Source organism: Prevotella sp. P5-92, from assembly GCF_002251245.1.
Classification (GTDB): domain Bacteria; phylum Bacteroidota; class Bacteroidia; order Bacteroidales; family Bacteroidaceae; genus Prevotella.
In genome coordinates this window covers 1-20,869 of record NZ_NPJG01000123.1, presented here as the reverse complement: position 1 = coordinate 20,869, position 20,869 = coordinate 1, and the positions used below count along the sequence as shown (strand labels likewise).

Sequence of the window (20,869 nt, the reverse complement as noted above, 5' to 3'; positions counted from 1 at the left end):
TGGCATATTTATAGGGCATAACGTATTTTTTTTAATGAAAAACGCAACTTTTTTTCATTTTTTGTTTGAATTATGAATTCTTTGCCCTATATTTGCGAACGAAATCATGCAAATCATTCAAATAATAACAATATTAATAGTATTCAAATTATGAACAAGTCAGAATTAATTGAGAAAATAGCTGCTGGCTCAGGTCTTTCTAAGGAAGCCTCGAAGAAAGCTCTTGACGCTACAACAAAGGCTATTGTAGAAGCACTTGCTGCAAACGACAAGGTTTCCCTTGTAGGTTTTGGGACATTTAGCGTAAACGAGCGCCCAGCTCGTGAGGGAATCAATCTTAGAACAAAAGAGAAGATACAGATTCCTGCAAAGAAGGTTGCTAAGTTTAAGGCTGGCGCTGAACTGACAGATGCCTTGAACTAATATCAACAGATATTGTAAAGAAAGTTGAACGCTGGATTGCTGCCATTGATACAAGTGCAGCAATCCAACGTTTTATTTTGCCCAATATTATGGCTGTTTGCCGATATATGCGAGAATACCGCCGTCAACGTAGAGAATGTGGCCGTTGACAAAATCTGAGGCATCTGATGCAAGGAATACGGCCGGACCCATGAGATCGTCAGGAGTTCCCCAGCGTGCTGCCGGAGTCTTGGAGATTATGAAACGGTCGAACGGATGACGACTGCCATCGGGTTGCAGTTCGCGAAGCGGAGCTGTCTGCGGGGTGGCAATATATCCCGGGCCAATGCCGTTACACTGTATGTTGTGCTCTCCAAACTCAGAGCAGATATTTCTGGTAAGCATCTTCAAACCGCCCTTGGCAGCAGCATAAGCCGAGACAGTCTCACGGCCTAATTCGCTCATCATAGAGCATATATTGATGATCTTTCCGTGGCCTTTGTTAATCATTCCTGGTATGACAGCCTTTGAAACGATGAAAGGAGCGTTGAGGTCGATATCAACCACCTTGCGGAAGTCCTCAACCGACATCTCTGTCATAGGTATGCGCTTGATGATACCTGCATTGTTTACGAGAATATCTATCGTGCCGAGTTCCTTCTCAATGTCGGCTACCATCTTTTTTACCTGTTCTTCGTCTGTCACGTCACAGATGTATCCTTTTGCGTCGATGCCTTTTGCCTTGTAGTCTTCGAGCGCCTTGTCGAGATGCTCCTGTCCACGACAGTTAAATGCTATCTTTGCACCTGCCATGGCGTATGCCTCTGCAATGGCAAAGCCGATGCCGTAAGCAGCGCCTGTCACGAGAGCGACCTTGCCCTCGAGTGAAAATCTTTTGCTGAATGTATCCATCTTTGTTGTCTTCTTACTTTAAGTCGGTTATCTTTGAGAAGTCCTGATCGCCGTAGTCAAGATTTTCGCCTCCCATACCCCAGATGAAGGTGTAGTTGTGTGTGGCGGCGGCAGAGTGGATGCTCCATTCGGGTGAGAGAACGGCCTGGTCGCCCTTCATCCAGACGTGGCGTGTCTCAGCCACTTCGCCCATGAAGTGACATACTGCCTGGTCTTCTGGTACTTCGAAATAGAAGTAGGCTTCCATACGGCGGCTATGAACGTGTGCCGGCATGGTGTTCCATACGCTACCTGTGGCAAGTTCTGTCATTCCCATCTGCAACTGGCAGGTCGGCAATACCTGAGACACGAGCATCTTGTTGATATTGCGCTCGTTGCTCATCTCCAAAGAACCCATATGAGCTATAATAGCGTCTTCTTTCGTCACTTTGCGACATGGATATTCCTTGTGGGCTGTAGTACTGTTGAAATAGAACTTTGCTGGATTGTTGGCGTCTTTGCTTGCGAAAACCACGTCGCGGTCTCCACGTCCGATGTAGAGAGCCTCCTTGAAACCAAGAGTGAAAGTCTCGTCACCTACGGTAACAGTGCCTTCTCCCTGGCCTACATTAAAGATGCCTATCTCGCGGCGAGTTGTGAAAAAGTCGGCCTTCAAGGGGTCGATAGCTTCGAGCTTTAGGGCTTCGTTGACAGGCATGGCACCACCAACGACCATTCGGTCATACATTGAGTACACCATGTTTACTTCATCGGCAGCAAACACTTTTTCGATAAGGAAGTCACGACGGATGCGTGCTGTGTCGTAGCTTTTTGCATCCTCTGGGTGTGCGGCATAGCGCACTTCATAATTTGTTTTCATAACTATGTTTGTTTTTTATTTGATTTGCTTTTCTTTTCTTTTTGGTGATGATAATCGTGTGCAAAGATAATGCAAAATATCTCCTTCACAAAATAAAATACGATTATTTTCCTGTTTTTACTTATTTTTAAGTAGAAAAAAGGCTGTACGGCGTCTGCGTACAGCCTTTCGGATGGTTGGACCAACGGGACTCGAACCCATAATGACAGAACCAAAACCTGTAGTGTTACCATTACACCATGGTCCAATCCTCAGTTATTTCGGGTGCAAAGGTACTGGTTTTTTGCTCCACTACCAAATTTTTCGCGGTTTTTTTTATTATTTTACCGTAATTAGGTAGTAATTCTTCTTTCCGCGCTGCACAAGAAGGTATTTTCCATCGATAAGGTCATCGGAAGTGATGACACGGTCGAAGGCTGCGAGCTTCTCCTTATTGAGCGATACTCCACCGCCTTGAACCATCTTGCGCATCTCTCCCTTGCTGGAGAATACAGGTGCTGTCTGAGTAAGTATCTCTACCGCAGGCTGACCCAGTTGGTCGGCTGTCACATTGAAGTGTGGCACGCCGTCGAAGATGTCGAGAAGGGTCTGTTCGTCAAGTTTCAGAAGCGACTCCTTGGTAGATTTGCCAAACAGGATATTACTTGCTTCGATAGCCATGTCGAGAGCCTCTTGGGAGTGTACGAGGACGGTTGTCTCTTCGGCAAGACGCTTCTGTAGCAGGCGACGGCCAGGATCTTGTTTGTGCTCTTCAACAAGGGTGTCGATAGTTGCCTTGTCGAGGCTTGTGAAGATCTTGATATAGCGTTCAGCATCGTCGTCGCTTACGTTGAGCCAGAACTGGTAGAACTTGTATGGAGTGGTGCGTTTCGGATCGAGCCAAATATTGCCAGACTCTGTCTTACCAAATTTCTTGCCGTCAGACTTGGTGATGAGAGGACAGGTGAGGGCGAATGTCTCTACCTCGTTGCCTAAGGTGCGGCGGATTAGTTCCGTACCTGTGGTCATGTTTCCCCATTGGTCGTTGCCACCCAACTGCAATTTACAGCCCTTATGCTGGTACAGATACAAGAAGTCGTATCCTTGGAGCAGCTGGTATGTGAACTCGGTGAACGACAGTCCGTCGCGTGCAGTGCCATTCAGTCGCTGCTGAACGCTCTCCTTTGCCATCATATAGTTGACAGTGATGTGCTTTCCTACCTCACGTGCGAAATCGAGGAAGGTGAAGTTCTTCATCCAGTCGTAGTTGTTGACCATCTCTGCACGGTTGGGAGCGTCGGTATCGAAATCGAGGAACTTTGCCACCTGATTCTTTATGCACTCTTGATTGTGGCGGAGTGTCTCGTCGTTGAGGAGGTTACGCTCCTGGCTTTTTCCCGACGGGTCGCCGATCATACCTGTGGCACCGCCCACCAGGATGATTGGTTTATGTCCGCAATGCTGAAGATGGCGCAGCATCATTATACCACAAAGGTGACCTATGTGGAGTGAGTCGGCAGTAGGGTCTGTGCCGAGATAAGCTGTCACCATCTCTTTCTGGAGCAGCTCTTCTGTTCCTGGCATGATCTGCGCCAACATTCCACGCCATTTCAGTTCTTCGATAAAATTCTTCACGACTTATATATATTACAAAGTTCTTGTTTCCTATTTTTTATATACGACATGTGTCGTCTTTTGTTGTCTATGGGACAGGGTCATATCCGCTACCACCCCAAGGATTGCATCTCAGTATGCGCCATACGGCAAGGTAAAGGCCTTTAAACGGTCCGTGTTTCCTGATGGCTTGCCGCGCGTATTCCGAACATGTGGGAGTGAAGCGGCAGCTCGGTGGAGTGAACGGTGTGATGCATCTCTGATAGAAGAGGATGGGCAGGAGCAAGAGCCAGGATAGGATAGCTGATATTACCTTAACAACCTTCATTGGCTTTGACGTCCCCTTTTTCAACTTCTCTTTCATGAGCAATCTTTTCACCAAGCCTTTTCATCAGTCTGTCGATACATCCATCGATGACGTCCGAACTCTTAATGTCGTCGGCCAGATAGATGAAAGCCACGGCATAGTGATTGTCGGTATTTGCAATGCTTTCAACGAAGCTGTTTCTCGTCTTTCTGTATGCTTCCCTTATCTGCCTTTTCACCCTGTTTCGTTTTACAGCGTGTTTGAAATGGCGTTTTGAGACACTTGTCAACACCTGCACAGGCACGTCAATGGCTTTTGTCGGCATATACACCATTCTTATTGGGAAGGCCACCATAGAGCGGTTTGTGCCACAAAAGAGCTGCTCGACGAGTTTCTTACTCGTAATACGCTCTTTTTTCGGAAATGACATGCATGGTCTTTCAGATGTTGTCATATTATACTGCTTGTTTGACTTATTCCTCTTCGTGCTCGAGGAGATAGTGTTGAAGAGCTCCAGTCATTGACGGATATTTCTCTGTCGGTGCCTCAAGGTCAAGTCTTAAGCCAGCTTCTTTCACAGCGCGTGCCGTTGCAGGTCCAAAGGATGCGATGGCAATATCTTTCTGCTTGAAGTCGGGGAAGTTCTTCACCAGAGCGTCAACGCCGACAGGGCTGAAGAAGACGAGCATATCGTAGTCGAAGTTCTTTACTTCCTCTTCCGTGAAGTCGTTGCTTACTGTACGATACATCACACATTCCGTATGCTTGAGATTCTTAGAGTCGAGTAAATCGCGTATCTCGTCGTTATGTACATCGCTCATCGGTACAAGATATCTCTCAGTCTTGTGTTTCACCATCTGAGGCAACATATCGGCCACCTTTCCTGTAGAACCGAAGAAGATCTTGCGCTTGCGGTATGGGACATACTTCTGAATGTACAGGGATATGGCTTCTGTGACACAGAAATACTTCATGTCCTCGGAGATGTTCACTCTCAGTTCTTTGCACAGCTTGAAGAAATGGTCGATAGCATGACGCGACGTGAACACGATAGCCGTATAGTCGGCTATGCTCACCTTCTGCTGGCGAAATTCCTTGGATGTCAGTCCTTCTACCTTGATGAATGGACGAAACACCAGTTCCACGTCAAAACGTTCAGCGATGGCGAAATACGGTGATTTCTCGCTTGTTGGCTTTGGTTGTGAAACCAAAATCTTTTTAATCATCTTGTCCTAAAAATTTATTTTCAAATAGTTACCAGTTATTGCCAGTGCACCCCAAAAAGCTGCGGTTGGCACCATTTCGAGAGCGCAAAAGTACAAAATTATTTGGAAAAAAAGGCGAGTTTGATGAAAAAAGATTGTATAAGTCTTATAAAATGTCAGTAATTTAACTAAAATGACTATCGAAAGAGCGTATATTGTCACGTGTTCTATAGGAACTTCAAAGTATGACTGAAGTATCGCGGCCGGGAATATCAGCACTCCCTCAATAGCTGTGAGAAACAGTAATGTCTTTTGCCATTGTAAATTCTTTTTTCTCCCGAAAAACACGTTGTTAACTATTGAATACAAAAGGCTACGTGTGGCAAAGTAACCTGTGTTCATGGCGAAATATATGGCTATGAGATGATATTGTGAGCTTAGGACGAACGTGGTGCTGACGTAGTGGATGGTATAGAAATACTGCAGAAGCGCCCATAAAAGACATGCCAGACCGACAAGAAACACTTGAAAGCGTATCTCGTTAAGTGTCTCGCTTATGCTGCTCTCGCGGTGTGAGACGTAAAAGAAGCTCTTTGTCTGACGTGCAAGGAAGTGCTTTGACCGCGAGAATGAGATGGTGGCGATGATGAAACTGACGATGAGTAGCAGCGATATCGTGTCGTCGCTCTTTACGGTATAGGGCACGGGGTCGCCGGCCACGCCATAGCGTCCTCCTGCTATCTCGGGATGGAGGAGGCTGTTTTTTGAGAAGAAGGTCTCTTTATAGTATTTCGGAAGACTTACGTCGCGAATGCTCTTGCCTATCTCGTGACCGGGGATGTGCAAAGTGTCGGGACGTGAGCTGTAGCGGATGGGTTTCGGTTGGAAGGTGGCCTGTATGGCGGAGTCTTGTTGGGCAGGCGTAGCATCCTTGGGCAGCATCCTCAGCACCTGATAAGGATGCTGTGGTTTTGCTGGTCGTTGTGCCTGAATTGCCTCGGGCGATGGCGTTTGCTGTATTGTTGATGTTGTATCCTGCTGCATGATGATATATAGTTGGCAAGCTGGTTGTGCGCCAGCTTGCCAACGATAGAATACTAAAGATTAAAATTCTTCTTTATCATATCGACACAGTCGAGTTTCTCCCATGTAAACAGTTCTACGTCGATGGTCTTTGTCTCATGGTAATGGCTTGTGAAGGTCTTCTTGATTATCTCACACTTGCGTCCCATGTGGCCATAGGCTGCTGTCTCGCTGAACATCGGTTGGCGCAGTTTCAGGCGGCGTTCAATAGCCTTTGGACGAAGGTCGAAGAGTGTCTCAATCCTCTTGGCTATCTCTCCGTCGCTCATTGCCACACGGCTACGTCCGTAAGTATTGACGTAGATATTCATTGGCTTGGCCACACCGATGGCATAGCTTATCTGAACGAGCATCTCGTCGGCCACACCAGCTGCCACCATGTTCTTGGCTATGTGGCGTGCAGCGTAGGCAGCTGAGCGGTCCACCTTGCTTGAGTCTTTTCCGCTGAAGGCTCCACCACCATGTGCTCCCTTGCCTCCATAGGTGTCAACGATTATCTTGCGTCCTGTAAGGCCAGTGTCTCCGTGTGGTCCTCCGATGACGAATTTTCCCGTTGGATTCACGTAGTACTTTATGTCGTTGCCAAAGAGTTTAAGCACTTTTTCGTTTGTTATCTTTGCCTTTGCCCGTGGGATAAGGATATTGATGACGTCTTCGCGTATCTTTGCAAGCATAGTGTCGTCGTCGGCAAATTCGTCGTGTTGTGTTGAAACCACGATGGTGTCGATGCGCTCTGGTATGCCTTCATCGCTGTATTGTACTGTCACCTGGCTCTTAGAGTCTGGACGAAGGTAGGTCATCAGCTTGCCCTCCTTGCGTATCTCGGCGAGAGTGGTCATCAACAGATGTGCAATGTCGAGCGAGACAGGCATGAAGCTGTCGGTCTCGTTGGTGGCATATCCGAACATCATTCCCTGGTCGCCGGCTCCCTGTTCCTCTTCCTCCTCGCGATCAACTCCGCGGTTGATGTCGCCACTCTGTTCGTGGATAGCGCTGAGGATACCACACGAGTTGCCGTCGAACTGATATTCGGCTTTTGTGTATCCTATACGTTTTATTGTATTGCGGGCAATGGTCTGCAGGTCGATATACACCTTGCTGCTCACTTCGCCCATTATCACTACCTGGCCGGTGGTCACGAATGTTTCGCAAGCCACACGTGCCTTTTCGTCGTAGGCCAGGAACTGGTCTAGGATGGCGTCCGATATTTGGTCGGCCACCTTGTCGGGATGTCCTTCAGAGACTGACTCTGATGAGAATAGGTATGACATACTTGTAAATAATTTAATTGTTAAATTGTATAATTGGTCTGCAAAGTTAATGATTTACTGCAGATGATGTGCTTTTTGTGTTTCTTTATTAACTTTTATTATCATATCTCTCCTTATAGGCTCTGCATGTCGTTGAGACGTTTGTAGTAGCCGTTGAGGGCGAGCAGTTCCTCGTGACTGCCTCGCTCTACTATCGTTCCCTCATGGATGACGCAAATCTCGTCGGCGCTCTTTATTGTGGATAGACGATGGGCTATAGCCACCGTGGTGCGTGTCTTCATGAGTTTCTCCAATGCGTCTTGCACGAGTCGCTCGCTCTCGGTGTCGAGGGCTGACGTGGCCTCGTCGAGAATGAGTATTGGCGGGTTTTTCAGTATTGCCCTGGCTATGCTTATGCGTTGTCGTTGTCCTCCAGAGAGACGACTTCCTCGGTCGCCAATATTTGTGTTCATCTTGTCTTCCGATTCCATGATGAAATCGTAGGCGTTGGCTATGCGTGCCGCTTCTTCTACCTGTTGGTCTGTGGCTCCTTCAACGCCGAAGGTGATATTGTTTCTGAACGAGTCGTTGAACAGTATGGCCTCTTGGTTAACGTTGCCGATGAGGCTGCGAAGGTCGTGGATGCCGAGGTCCTTGACGTTGATGCCATCGATGAGCACCTCGCCTTCCTGCACGTCGTAGTATCGTGGAATAAGATCGACGAGGGTCGATTTGCCGCCTCCGCTCTGTCCCACTAATGCCACGGTCTTTCCCTTCTCTATCGTCAGGTTAATATGTCTGAGCACCCATTTCTTGTCGTATCTGAACGACACGTTGCGGAACTCTATCTTGTGTTCAAAGGCCTTTATCGGTTTGGGGTCATTCTTTTCCTTAATATCGTTTTCCGCATTCAGAATCTTGTCTATGCGCTCCATGGAGGCGAGTCCTTTGGGTATATTATATCCTGCCTTGGAAAACTCTTTCAGCGGGTTGATGATGCTGTAGAGCATGACGAGATAATAGATGAACGTTGGGCCTGAGAGTGATGTGTCGCCAGAGAGTACGAGTATGCCTCCGAACCATAATACAATGACTATCATCACGGTGCCAAGAAATTCGCTCATGGGATGAGCCATCTGTTGGCGAATGTTTACCCGCATGATGTCGTTGCGATATTGGCTGTTTATGCTGTCGAATCTCGCATTCATCTTTTTCTCAGCACAGAAGGCTTTGATGATGCGTAGTCCACCAAGCGTCTCTTCCACCTGGCTCATGGTGTCGCTCCATAGGGCTTGTGCCTTTATGGAGTTTTGCTTCAGTTTGCGTCCCACCATGCCCATAAACCATCCCATCACGGGAACGAACACGAGTGTGAAGAGTGTCAGTTGCCATGAAATGACGATGAGTGTAGTGAAATAAGCAACGATGAGCACAGGGTTTTTAAACAGCATGTCGAGCGACGACATTATGGAGTTCTCCACCTCAGCCACGTCGCCGCTCATACGGGCGATAATGTCTCCTTTGCGTTCTTCCGAGAAGAATCCCAAGGGCAGCGAGGTTATCTTGCGGTAAAGCTGGTTGCGAATATCGCGTACCACGCCGGTGCGTATGGGTATTATAGTGGCTGACGACAGGAAGTAGGCGCCTGTCTTCAAGAATGTCATAAAGGCAAGAAAGAGTCCTATGACGAGAAGTGTGGTTGTAGGTCCTATATCGGCTATGAGTTGTCCTATATAGTAGTTGGCATTGTTTGAGAATGCCTCCTGGAGATTGTCCCATCTCATCTCAACCAGCTGTTGTGGAGTGTTTGAGCCGTCAGTTTGGAAGAGGATCTGCAATATGGGAATGATAGCCATAAAAGAGAAGATATTAAGTATGGCTGATAGGATGTTAAACACCACCGACCATATCAGGTATCTCTTGTATGGAGGAACAAAACGCCTTAATACACGTATAAACTCTTTCATCTGTCTTTTCTTTCTTACATTCTGTTTTACAGTATCTTTCTTCTTTATGCCTTCTCCCTTTTATCTCACTTCTTCTCCCAGAAGTGTGGCGCTTGAACTGGAGGTGATCTTTACCATCACCTTCTCGCCGATATGGTGATTGCCTTTGTCAAACACCACCATCTTGTTTTGTTCGGTGCGTCCGCAGAGTTGTTCACGTGAGCGTTTGCTGTATCCTTCTACCAGCACCTCAAAAGTCTTGCCCTCATCGCGCTTGTTGGCTATTGCCGACATCTCCGTCTGAACCTGTATCAGTTCGTTGAGACGTCTTATCTTCACGTCTTCGGCAACGTCGTCGGGTAGGTGTTTTGAGGCATAAGTGCCAGGACGTTCGCTATATTTGAACATAAAGGCAGAGTCGTAGCCCACTTTGCGCATCAGGTCAAGCGACATCTGGTGGTCTTCCTCTGTCTCACTGTGATATCCCACAAAGATGTCGGTAGAGAGGCCGCAGTCGGGGATGATGCGCCTTATTGCAGCTACACGGTCGAGATACCACTCGAGTGTGTATTTGCGGTTCATGAGTTTTAGTATGCGGTTGCTGCCGCTCTGTACCGGGAGATGTATATGTTTGCAGATGTTGGGCATCTTGGCTATCACGCGGAGTGTCTCGTCGCTCATGTCCTTTGGGTGTGAGGTGGTGAAACGTATTCGCATCTCGGGCACCTCTTCTGCCACGCGGCGCAATAAAGCCGGGAAATCTATCGTTGTGCCTGTCTGTTCGTTAGTAAACGAGTATGAGTTGACGTTCTGTCCAAGCAGTGTCACGTCCTTGAATCCGCGGTTGTTGAGGTCGCGTACTTCGCGCAAGACGCTCTCTACGTCGCGGCTTCGTTCCCGTCCTCTTGTATAAGGCACAATGCAGTAGTGGCAGAAGTTGTTGCAGCCGCGCATGATGCTCACAAAACCGCCTATCTTCGCACCGTGGATACGCTGCGGTACGATATCTTTGTACGTCTCTGATGTTGACAGTTCGATGTTTATGGCCTTATGTCCTGTCTCTGCCTGAGCTATGAGGTCGGGTAGGGAGAGATAGGCGTCAGGTCCTGCCACGAGGTCTGCATGATGGTTTTCGAGCAGGTCTTCCTTCACTCTCTCTGCCATGCATCCTAACACACCTATTATCAGCTTCCTGCCTTTCTTCCTTTCAGCGTTGAGGGTGTCGAGCCGGTTATAGATCTTTTGTTCAGCGTTGTCGCGTACCGAACAAGTGTTGAGGAAGATGGCGTCTGCCTCGCCCACGTTGTCGCATGTGTCGTAACCAGCCATCTTCATCACCGACGCCACTACTTCCGAGTCGGCGACGTTCATCTGGCATCCGTATGTTTCTATATATAGTTTCTTCATATACAATCAGTTTGTCGTCATTTTATCAATGCCTTCATGGGGTTTCTCACTCCCTTATATCCCTTGAGGAAAGCCTTGGCAGAGCCGAAGCTAAGGAACATGTCGAGACGGACGGGGATATGGTTGGCATCGTCGGTGACATAGAAACGGATGAGTTCGTGGTTCTTGCCGTCCTCGCGCTCAATAAACGAGAAGACGAGACAACGGAACTTCTGCTTCGTGTCTTCCATCTCAAACGTCTCCTTGCCTTGGTATTTCAGCCAGGAGTTTGACAGACGCTTGGCGTCGCTTATCGGCATTGGCACGTTTTCCCCGATGGTAAACTTGCTCGCGTCGAAGTTTCTTGCACGCAGGAAGATGCTCATCATGTCGTAGATACAGTCTTGATATTCAGACTCTTTCCACACATGCTCGCCGCTATGTTCAATTCTGTGCTGCTTAAGGTGGCAGTTATTGTTCTTGGGATAGCTGTACCATATCTCGTCCACGTAGTAACGGTCGCCCTCACGAGCTCCTTTGCGGAAGTAGAGTGGGGCGAGGTCTTGTGTGCAGTATGAGAGGAGCGTGTCGCGAAGGGTGAACACCTTGTCGAGCTTGCTGTTGCTACGTGTGGTGAGACTACTGCGCCATGCGCTCTTTCCCTTATATCTTGACTGTACGGTACTCATCGATGCCGTTCCCACTTTTACCCATACAAACTTCCAGTTGAAGTAAAGGTCGTAAGAGAGATACTCGCCCGACTTGAAGGCGGTGTTCTCTATGCCACATTGTGCCTTGCCGCTTATCGACACGAGCACGAAGGCGATGGTAAGTATGATATGCTTTACGTTCATTTCTTCAGTGTTTTATCTTTTATCTTGCTCATTTCTGTCTTATAGTCGATGCCGAGGTTCTTTGCCCTTTCGGCATTTCTGTTTTTCAGTTTCTTTTCTTTTTCCGACTTTTGTTTCTTTATGGCATCTGGCTTCTGCCTGTCGAGAGGCGTGGCGTTGAGGTCCCAGCCGATGGTGATGTCCCATTTCTCTTTAGCCTCCACCTCTTTCGGGTAGTAATACACTTCCTCGGGTTGCAGGTCGGCATGGTAGTCGCCGGTGTCCCATTTGCCGTTGTCGTTGCGGTCAACGAAAGCCCTGAGATAGTATTTTCCGCCTTTGATATAGTAGAATTCAGCTGTGCCGTCAACGGCCTTCACCTCTTTCTGCATCTTGTCGCCCGAGGCTAATAGCTGTACGATGACAGAAGCCGAGTCGGTCATTCCCGTGATGTTGACGGCGAGCGAACCAAACTGGTCGTTAGAGCTAACTTTTATACCTTGTTTTATTGGTCCTGATGCCAAGCCATAGATGTCGATGAAGGCGGCAGAGTCTATTTCGAGACTGTATTCCACTTCTGGTCGCCATTCCGCCATCAGTTTGAAAGCCCTGATATTGCCTTCTATGGGTTTCCATTCAAATCTTGAATTATACCATAGTGAGTCGATTTTCGAATAGAGATGCACTCCCGACGTGTCGCATTTCGACAGCGGTGTGGCCATTTCGAGGAAGACGTTCTGTTCGGGTGTTATCGTTCCCGTATTAGTAAACTTAATCTCAAGAGGCTTCTCTGTCATTATCGAGTCGTAGTCCTCGCCTTTTTTCTTCTTTTTCTCTTGTTCTTTCTTCCATTTCTCTATCTCCTTCATCTTCAGCTTCATGCGTTTCTCGTAAGAGATCTTGGGCTGTAGTTCGAGAGTGTCGGTCTGCATCACGAGCACTCCGGTGGTGTCTGTGATGAGATATTTGGCTTCGATCATGAGCGAGTCTTGATTGACAAGTGCCGTGTCGCGCAGCCAGTAGGTGATAGTGTCTTTCTTCAGCGATGTCTCTACGACGAAGGCGCTGTCGGAGTTGAAGTTAAGTCCTTTGATTTGAGGCAGCGAGTCGTTGCCGTAGCTGAAGTAGAAGTTCAGCCGGTTAGGCTCCTGTCGCTCGGTCTTTATGAGATAGCGGTCGGTCTGCTCCACGGTGAAAGCCCTGAGTATGAGGTCGTCGGGGAAGAAGTGCGTATAGTCAACACGTATGATATTGTCTATACGTAGCGTGTCGCGCCACACGGTGTCTTGTCTTACGTCGGGTCGGGCATAAGGCTCAAAGGTCTGGTGGTTGAATGCCACCATTTCGCTTTTCTGATTGTAGGTGTAGTCGCCGTCAGCGTCTTGCAGAGCGTAGGCGCGGTACGTGCCTGGAGCAATGCCTTTTATCACGAAGCGTCCGCGGCTGTCGGTTCTTGACACTCGCATGAATGGCTTTTTGGCAAACACCGTGTCTGAGAGGTCGTCATAGAGTCCAACGAGTATGCCTTTGATGGGTTCCAGGTCGCTGGCGTCGAGCACTGTTCCCGACACTTCGAAGGTGTCAATCTTCTCTCCCGTTGAGAAACTGTAGGTATAGTTTCCCATTGGGTTGCTTTCGTTGTTGTCGGTGATGGCGTCAGAGAAGTCGATGGTATAGGTGGTGTTATCCTTCAGCGAGTCTTTTAGCTCGACGATGATTTTCTTTCCCGAGCTTTTTATGTCGGCAGGTTCCATCTGCGGAGGCGAGATCACCACCTTGCTGTTGGCGTCTTCGAGCTTGATAAACTCGTCGAAGGTGATGGTCACCTTGTTTGTCTTCACCTTGGTGTCTTTGTCTGCAGGTGAAGTAGCCACCACAGAGGGCGGTGTGTCGTCATACCATCCTCCGTCGGGTTGTCCCATTCTTGCGCATGAAGCTATCATGGTGATTATCAGCGCAATGATAAGCCATCTGTCTTTCTTCATCAGAGTAATATCTCAAATACTAATTATCTTTCGTTCATTTTCAGCAGTTGGTCGATGATGTCTCGGCTGTTGCTCAGTCGTGGCACCTTATGCTGTCCGCCTAACTTTCCTTTCATCTTCAGCCAGTCGTTGAAGAGGTCGTGGCGTGCCACAACAATCTCAAGATGCTGGAGGGTGATGTCCTTATAGCGTTTCGCCTCGTAGTCGCTATTGAGCTCTTGTAGTTTCTTGTCGAAGAGCTGCGAGAAGAGGTTGAGGTCGTCGGGCTCATTCGAGAACTCTATGAGCCACTGGTGGCGACACTTGCCCTTGGCGTCCATAAATACCGGCGCTGCCGTATATTCGAGCACCTGTGCTCCTGTTTGCTGGCAGGCGTAGGCAAGTCCTTTTTCGGCGTTATCTACGATGAGCTCTTCGCCGAAGGCATTGATGAAATGCTTGGTACGTCCGGTGATGACAAACTTATAGGGGTTTACGGATGTGAACTTCACTGTGTCGCCTATCACATATCGCCAGAGGCCGCACGAGGTGGAGATGAGCATGGCGTAGTTGCGTCCTGTCTCTACGCCCCACAGCGGAACGACGGTGGGGTTGTCGGTGCCGAACTCGTCCATGGGTATGAACTCGTAGAACACGTCGTAGTCGAGCATCAGGAGCATCGACTTGTCGGCGGGGTCGTCTTGAAGACCGAAGAATCCCTCGCTGGCGTTGTATGTCTCCATATATCTCATGTCGGGTTTGGTGATGAGTTGCTCGTATTGCTTGCGATAAGGCGTGAAAGCCACACCACCATGGAAGAACACCTCGATGTTTGGCCACACCTCTTCGAGATGCTCCTTTCCTGAGAGTTCCATCACCCTGCTCAGCACCGAAAGCATCCACGAGGGCACGCCGCTGAGGTTGGTGACGTTTTTCGTAAGCGTCTCGTGTGCTATACGGTCGCGTTTCACCTCGAAGTCAGAGAGTAGCGCCGTTTGTTTTTTAGGCACTCTCACGAGGTTTGCCAACGGGTTGATGTTCTCGATGAGAATGGCGCTGAGGTCGCCCACGAGACTGTTGTGAATGTTATAGTTGGGTGAGTGGCTGCCGCCGAGAATCAGGGCGCGTCCGTCGAAGAGGCGGCTCTTCTCGTAGTTGCGTAAGTAAAGAGCCACACAGTCGGTGCCGCCTTGGTAGTGTATGTTTTGCAGTCCCTCCTCGCTGACGGGGATAAACTTGCTCTTGTCGTTGGTCGTTCCCGACGACTTGGCATACCACTTCACCTTGCCAGGCCAGAGGATGTCTCTCTCGCCGTGTCGCATGCGGTCGATGTCAGCCTTGAGTTCCTCGTAGGTGTTTACTGGCACGTTGTGCGCAAAATTGTCATATCCCTTTATGGTAGAGAAAGTGTGGTTGCGTCCGTATTCGGTGTCTGCAGCCCTTTTGACGAGCTTCTTCAGCACCTCTCGCTGAAGAAGTTCGCCTTCGGTATAGTGTCGCTCGAGTTCTTTCTGTCGAGGCACAAAAACTTTTCTTATAAATTGAGTTAAGCTCATAATTTACACTTTGAAAGTGCAAAATTAAGCTATTCTTTTGTAAAATCAGAACAATTCACATTATTTAATGCAAATAATGCCGAATAGATGGCTCTGAATGGTGTAATATCTACAACTTTCGGTGAATAACGCTGCCATTTGCCTGATGAGTGGCAAGAATGAGCACTTCGGCTATCTGCACGTGGGCCGGAGCGCTGGCGGCATAGAATGCAACGTCGGCAATGTCGGTGCCAGTGAGTGGTGTGATGCCTTTATATACGTTGTCGGCGCGTGCGTCGTCGCCATGGAAGCGCACGTTGCTGAAACGCGTCTCCACAAGTCCTGGCTTGAGATTGGTCACTCTCACTGCAGTGTGTGCCACGTCGATACGCAGTCCGTCGGTTATTGCCTTCACGGCACTCTTTGTGGCGCAATAGACATTGCCTCCGGCGTATGCTGCATCGCCTGCCACCGAACCGATGTTTATCACGTGGCCGCGGTTTCTCTCCACCATGCCAGGCACGATGAGTCGGGTCATCGTCAGCAGACCTTTAATATTGGTGTCGATCATTGTCTCCCAGTCGTCCATGTCGCCTTCGTATTCGGGCTCCAGACCGAGGGCAAGGCCGGCATTATTGATGAGCACGTCGATATCGGTCCATCCTTCGGGTATCGACTTGACGGCAGCCTCGGTGGCCTTTCTGTCGCGTACGTCATATCTTAGTGTGAGTACCTCGGTGTCGAGTTCGTCTTTCAGTTGGTTTAGTTTCTGCTCGTTTCGGCCTGTTATGATGAGTCGGTAGCCGCCTTCGGCGAATTTCCTTGCACAAGCCTCGCCAATACCGCTTGTTGCGCCTGTGATTAATGCTGTCTTTTTCATTATTCTGTTGTTTTATAGGGTGTGAATATTCTATTTTGCTTTTCTGTATATACGTTGCAAAAGTACAAAATATACTATTCACAATCAAGAGATGTGGCGATATTTTATGAAACATTAGCTTTTCGGCCCTCACTATGGCTATCCACTTCCGAAACTAAATCAGGCGACCGCCGTAACTGTGGCAGTCGCCTGACAATATTCGGTGATTCTTTCACCTTTCACTAATCATAGGATTTGGTGAAGTCTTCATCCATTAGCTATTTTACTCTACTTTTTTCCTTTGAGGATAACCGTTGGGACTATCGGGGGAGAACACCAAACGGTCGCCAAGGTGGTTGCCCTTGCTGTCGTTGAGATATACCGACACCTCGTTATCCACAAACACCTGAATGTTTCTCAGAAGGTTGTCGATGGTGGTGTTCCATTCTTTTGTCAGCTTGTCGTCGAGGGCCTTCTTGGTTATGTTCGACTGCTTAAACTTGAATTCCTTTATATAAGTACTACCGGCAAGGGCCTCCTCAACTGCCTTCACGTCAGCAATGTTCTCCTTTGACTTCTCGGCAAAGGTAGTGTAGGTCTCGTTATAGCGATATGGGATGGGAAGCTTGAATCTCACCTTTTGCTTGGTAAGAATAGACCTACTTAAATCGAAGCCATTATTATCACCTGTAACATTACATTTAGCTGAATATGCAGGGAATTCAAATACAACATCAAACTCTATGTTTTTAGAAATATCAGCATTAGTATTAGAAATAAACCATTCCCAATACTGTTTCGTTTCGCAATCTTTGCGACATAGGGCATCTTTACTTATACCTCCTTTTTTGTGTCTTACAAATCCACAGTATTTTAGATTGTTGTTGTTGACATTCATCTCGTAATCCCAGTATGTCGCTTTCTTATTGTCGTATGAGTAGTTCCTGTTAAGGGTTACCTCGAGTTCGTTTTCAAATGATGTTATGGTTTCACCCTTCTTGTAGTCGAAAGACAATTTTCCGCCAACACTACCGTCAGAATAGCCTAATTCGCCGTTAATGCCCCAGCTCGAATAGCTCTCTTTAATATAGTAGTTGTTTTTGTTAACAGGAGATTCTGTTGATGGCTGCTCTACAGTATAACCTTCTGGCTTGAATACGTATATGTCAGGACCTGCGTAAACGTATGCAGCACGCGCAAAACCTATATCTTCCATTTGGTTCCCATTCAATTTATAAAATGCCCTCTCGTCTTTCTCACTATTCCCATGATTCCAATACACGCCTTTATATGCCGTACCCCCAGGGAAAACTTCTTTCATTACGACATTGTAATAGTCCATTTGTTTTTCAAACGAATAGGCTGTTATTATCCATAGGTCAACAGAAATGTTTAAATCTACCTTTATATCCGAAAAATTCTTATTGTATTTCGATATGCTCGGATAATTCAGATTACACGATAAAAGCTTGTGGATATGATGCTGTGCAAACGGGTCGGTGCTGCTGCTTGCGGCGCGTGTCTTGGCCCTGACGGTTTCGGCGTTTTCTGATTCAATCCATTTCACGGCATTCTCGGCATAACGTCCAAGCTGATAGTTTGTAGGATCGCTTGGCTGGAAAGTCTCGGTGGTCTCTTCGCCTGTATCCTCGTTCACGAAGGTTTGCTCAATGGGCTCATCATTGAACAGGTCGTCGGCATCCATATAGCTCTGGTCGAGACGCACGGCAAAGAGGTCGTGGTTCTGGTACTCATTGCCGCTGCGGGTTTGGGCGCGCATCTTGGCTTGGTTGCCAAAGAACTTGTCGATGTCGTCGAACATGGCGATGTTGAACAAAGCTGCTGCAAAGTCGTTGGGCTTGTGCAAATATACGGTTGCTCCGCGCTGGAAAGCCTCCTTGATGGCCATCACGGCAGGACGCTCCATCTTCAGCAGCGACTCGTTGTCGATGAATATGAGTTCCACGTTTTCGGGGATTGAGGTGGCGGTGACTGGGTCGAGATATTCCGTGATACCCTTCAGACGGTCGATCACCTTCTGTGTCACTTCGTCGAAGTTGTTGCCAAAGATGGCTGCATTCCTCACGATGGTTGTCTCGATGACGTCCTCGGTGGGCAGCGGTTCTATTTCCTCCATTTCCGCACCGTTGGCGTTGTCCTCCTCATTGTCATCTACTGCACACGATGTGAAAAAGAAGGAAGTCAATAAGACTATTCCTCCGATTGCAAAGATAGATTTTAGTGTCTTGTTCATTGTTCTATTATTTTATTTAGTTATCGTACTTTTTAGCAAAAATGGAAGGTCTATGATTGATTATTCGTTTTTTTTCGAATGCAAAGGTAATATGTTTGTCTGAATAATGCAATAAAAATGATGTAACATTTTGTGCAGACCGCTGTAACATTTTGTCACACGTTGATTATCAGATGTTTATAAATGCTACATTTTTGCTTCTTTCATCCTTCTGTATTCTGAAGGACTGATGCCAAACCGTTCGGTAAAGGAGCGGTAGAACGTTTGTCGGGTGGCAAAACCAGACTTGGCGGCTATTGTCTCCACACTTATGTCTTTGTCTGTGCAAAGAAGCATGAGAGCGTAGTCGATGCGCAGCGAGGTGATATAGCGCGGGAACGAGATGCCGTACTGCTGGCTGAACTCAGCCGACAGCGTCCTGATGTTCAGTTCGGGGAATGTCTCTTTCGCCTTGTTGCGGTCGAAGAGAGGATCGAGGAAGAGTTTACGTTCCTCTACTTCCCGTCGAAGTTTGTCTATTGTCATTGTCTGTTGTTTCTCTGTTTCTGGCTTCCGATTCTCTGTTTCCGATGTTCGATAGTCAGTTTCCGATGTTTGCCCTTTCTCTGTCTTCGTCTGTTGTCCCTTCGTTTCTTCGTTAGATTTCGTTTCTTGTTTAGATTTCTCCGCAGGACGGTAGTCAGTGAGCGAGTTTGGTATTTGTTCTTCCTTCTTCTGAAGTTTTTCGCGAGTGGCCATGAGTTCGTCAATAGTAGCCACGGCGGCCCTGTTTTTCATCTTGATGATTCTGTTGTATCTCACCACGATAAAGATCACCACTACGGCAACGAGCAGTAGCGCCAAGGCCACAGTCACAAGGATGCGTCCGTTGCGCAGTTTGGTCTCTTGGTTGGCTATTTGCAGTTCTTTGTCAGCCATGTCGTAGATGGTAGCCATCTCCTGGGCCTCGTGTTCCCTTTCTCGTTTCATGATGCTGTCGGTGATGCTCTTGATGTTGTCTGCAACTCTCAGAGCATCCTTATATCGTCCCATTCCCTTGTAGATGTTTTCCTCCTGCAAGAGAATGTTTTCAATATAATAGTCAGTGACGGTGTCTCTTGTTAAGGCCATATAATGTTTTGACTCGCTGATTAAGCTGAGTGCCTTGTCAAACTGTTTTGTCGCGATGAGGTAAGGAGCCACCATTTTTCCTATGGAGTGAGTTTTTGGCAACTTCATTATTTCCTCATAGCACCGTGCCGCCTCGTTCATCATGTTTTTCTCGGTGTAGCATGTGATTAACATGTAGTTGATGTCGCCCTTATACTTCTCCAAATGTCCCTCGGGCACGAGGTCGCACTTCGAAATATTGTCGTAGGCTTTCTGTATGTCATCAAACAATGCCATTGCCTTGTCAGTCTGTCCTGTTGACATGTAGATATTTGCTTTCTGCATTTGTCCTACCAGGATGTGTCTCTGTGTGTCGTAGTCTTTGTCGTTGTTGAGCGACTTGAGCACATTGATGGCGCGGTCGATATAGTTTATTGCCTCGGCATTATGACCTAAAGACGCGATGGAGTAGCCGGCGGTGAGCAGGATGGTGGCAGCCTTGAGATTGTCGCCAGCCGACAGTGCGTAGGCAGAACCCTCGTTGGCGTATTTCATTGCCTCGGCATAGTGGCCAGTCTGGTGCGACAACAAACTGATGATATTGTATGTCTTTATTGCCACAACGGTGTCTTTGAGCATGTCGGGACTGTCGTAGATGCGTTTAGCGTATTTCAGCGCGACATTGCTCTGATCCAGTCCGTTCTGGTATATCACTGCTCTTAGACCATTAATGTCGTTCTGTCCCAACAGCTTCCGTTGCTCCATGGTGTCTAACAGTTCCAATGCCCTCTCGGGATGCAAGTAACAAATATGGTTGATGTATTCGATGGTGTAGATCGAGTCGTTGGCATCAGTCATGTCGGTAGAGCGGCTTGTGTTGTTGCCGCACGACACTATCCCCAATGCCACGATAAAGGTCAATAATATCCTCATAATGCATTTTTCTGCCATAGCGTTTTTGTTTATTTCATGAATAATAATTCTGACGATGTGATTTCTGTGTGCAAATATAGAAAGCTTTATCGAAAAAAACAAATATTTTCGCATTTATCTTTCAAAAATTGACAATAATATCCATCATTTGCGATTAGATAAAAGTAATTCATGATTTGTTTTTTGGAGCCAACGAAACTGTGTGGTGGCTGCTTGTAAAGTGCGCTGAAAACCATTTTATTTTACAATATCGGTTTCCGTAATTGTATTCCCAATCCCGCTCAATTGCCGATAAAATAAGGGATAACTACCCGAAAAAAATTGTCCAGTTAGGCAATAAAATTTTTCTAACTAAGAAAATTCCGCCACCTCGAAAACGTGACAGCGTGACAAGCGTGACAGTGTTTTTTGCGCCTTCACTCCTTTTTGATTTTTTTTTATAATTATATTCTATATTAT

General features: G+C 47.5%; 17 protein-coding genes and 1 tRNA gene. 1 reads left to right on the top strand and 17 read right to left on the bottom strand.

Going from position 1 to position 20,869, the window contains the following annotated elements; all coding sequences use genetic code 11:
- The first annotated feature begins 150 nt into the window (after positions 1-150).
- Positions 151-423: an HU family DNA-binding protein gene (locus tag CIK99_RS12360; protein WP_094381841.1), complete on the top strand. Its 273-nt coding sequence runs from the start codon at positions 151-153 to the stop codon at positions 421-423.
- Positions 424-510: 87 nt separating this feature from the next.
- Here the strand turns inward: CIK99_RS12360 and CIK99_RS12355 are convergent, their stop codons facing one another.
- The 17 genes from CIK99_RS12355 to CIK99_RS12270 form a co-directional block, all read right to left on the bottom strand.
- Positions 511-1,314, bottom strand: a complete 804-nt coding sequence (locus CIK99_RS12355; RefSeq protein WP_094381800.1) for a gluconate 5-dehydrogenase — start codon at positions 1,312-1,314, stop codon at positions 511-513.
- A 13-nt stretch (positions 1,315-1,327) separates the two neighbouring features.
- On the bottom strand, positions 1,328-2,173 hold the full coding sequence (gene kduI, locus CIK99_RS12350) for a 5-dehydro-4-deoxy-D-glucuronate isomerase (protein WP_094381799.1): 846 nt from the start codon (positions 2,171-2,173) through the stop codon (positions 1,328-1,330).
- Positions 2,174-2,346: 173 nt separating this feature from the next.
- Positions 2,347-2,420 (bottom strand) — tRNA-Gln (locus CIK99_RS12340).
- 71 nt (positions 2,421-2,491) lie between these two features.
- Positions 2,492-3,787 (bottom strand): tyrosine--tRNA ligase, encoded by a 1,296-nt coding sequence (gene tyrS, locus CIK99_RS12335; protein WP_094381797.1) that lies wholly within the window; start codon positions 3,785-3,787, stop codon positions 2,492-2,494.
- 67 nt (positions 3,788-3,854) lie between these two features.
- Positions 3,855-4,094 (bottom strand): membrane protein insertion efficiency factor YidD, encoded by a 240-nt coding sequence (yidD, locus tag CIK99_RS12330; RefSeq protein WP_094381796.1) that lies wholly within the window; start codon positions 4,092-4,094, stop codon positions 3,855-3,857.
- On the bottom strand, positions 4,081-4,527 hold the full coding sequence (locus CIK99_RS12325; RefSeq protein WP_094381795.1) for a ribonuclease P protein component: 447 nt from the start codon (positions 4,525-4,527) through the stop codon (positions 4,081-4,083). The genes yidD and CIK99_RS12325 overlap by 14 nt, the downstream gene beginning before the upstream one ends.
- Before the next feature lie 19 nt (positions 4,528-4,546).
- Complete coding sequence (locus CIK99_RS12320; protein ID WP_094381794.1) at positions 4,547-5,299, bottom strand: uroporphyrinogen-III synthase; 753 nt, start codon at positions 5,297-5,299, stop codon at positions 4,547-4,549.
- 6 nt (positions 5,300-5,305) lie between these two features.
- Positions 5,306-6,322 (bottom strand): DUF4271 domain-containing protein, encoded by a 1,017-nt coding sequence (locus CIK99_RS12315; RefSeq protein WP_094381793.1) that lies wholly within the window; start codon positions 6,320-6,322, stop codon positions 5,306-5,308.
- A 53-nt stretch (positions 6,323-6,375) separates the two neighbouring features.
- Positions 6,376-7,632, bottom strand: coding sequence for a methionine adenosyltransferase (metK, locus tag CIK99_RS12310; protein WP_094381792.1), 1,257 nt, complete (start codon positions 7,630-7,632; stop codon positions 6,376-6,378).
- Between the two features lie 113 nt (positions 7,633-7,745).
- Positions 7,746-9,578 (bottom strand): ABC transporter ATP-binding protein, encoded by a 1,833-nt coding sequence (locus tag CIK99_RS12305; protein ID WP_094381791.1) that lies wholly within the window; start codon positions 9,576-9,578, stop codon positions 7,746-7,748.
- 60 nt (positions 9,579-9,638) lie between these two features.
- Entirely contained in the window at positions 9,639-10,964 is a 1,326-nt protein-coding gene (gene miaB, locus CIK99_RS12300; RefSeq protein WP_094381790.1) for a tRNA (N6-isopentenyl adenosine(37)-C2)-methylthiotransferase MiaB, read from the bottom strand.
- 17 nt (positions 10,965-10,981) lie between these two features.
- Positions 10,982-11,797 (bottom strand): DUF3108 domain-containing protein, encoded by an 816-nt coding sequence (locus CIK99_RS12295; protein WP_094381789.1) that lies wholly within the window; start codon positions 11,795-11,797, stop codon positions 10,982-10,984.
- Positions 11,794-13,761, bottom strand: a complete 1,968-nt coding sequence (locus CIK99_RS12290; RefSeq protein ID WP_094381788.1) for an Ig-like domain-containing protein — start codon at positions 13,759-13,761, stop codon at positions 11,794-11,796. Before CIK99_RS12290 ends, CIK99_RS12295 begins: the two co-directional genes overlap by 4 nt.
- A gap of 23 nt (positions 13,762-13,784) precedes the next feature.
- On the bottom strand, positions 13,785-15,296 hold the full coding sequence (locus CIK99_RS12285; protein WP_094381787.1) for a GH3 auxin-responsive promoter family protein: 1,512 nt from the start codon (positions 15,294-15,296) through the stop codon (positions 13,785-13,787).
- 109 nt (positions 15,297-15,405) lie between these two features.
- On the bottom strand, positions 15,406-16,155 hold the full coding sequence (locus CIK99_RS12280) for an SDR family oxidoreductase (protein WP_094381786.1): 750 nt from the start codon (positions 16,153-16,155) through the stop codon (positions 15,406-15,408).
- 262 nt (positions 16,156-16,417) lie between these two features.
- Positions 16,418-18,388, bottom strand: coding sequence for a hypothetical protein (locus CIK99_RS12275; protein ID WP_144007994.1), 1,971 nt, complete (start codon positions 18,386-18,388; stop codon positions 16,418-16,420).
- Between the two features lie 186 nt (positions 18,389-18,574).
- Positions 18,575-20,410: a helix-turn-helix domain-containing protein gene (locus CIK99_RS12270; protein WP_158215984.1), complete on the bottom strand. Its 1,836-nt coding sequence runs from the start codon at positions 20,408-20,410 to the stop codon at positions 18,575-18,577.
- Between the last annotated feature and the right edge of the window lie 459 nt (positions 20,411-20,869).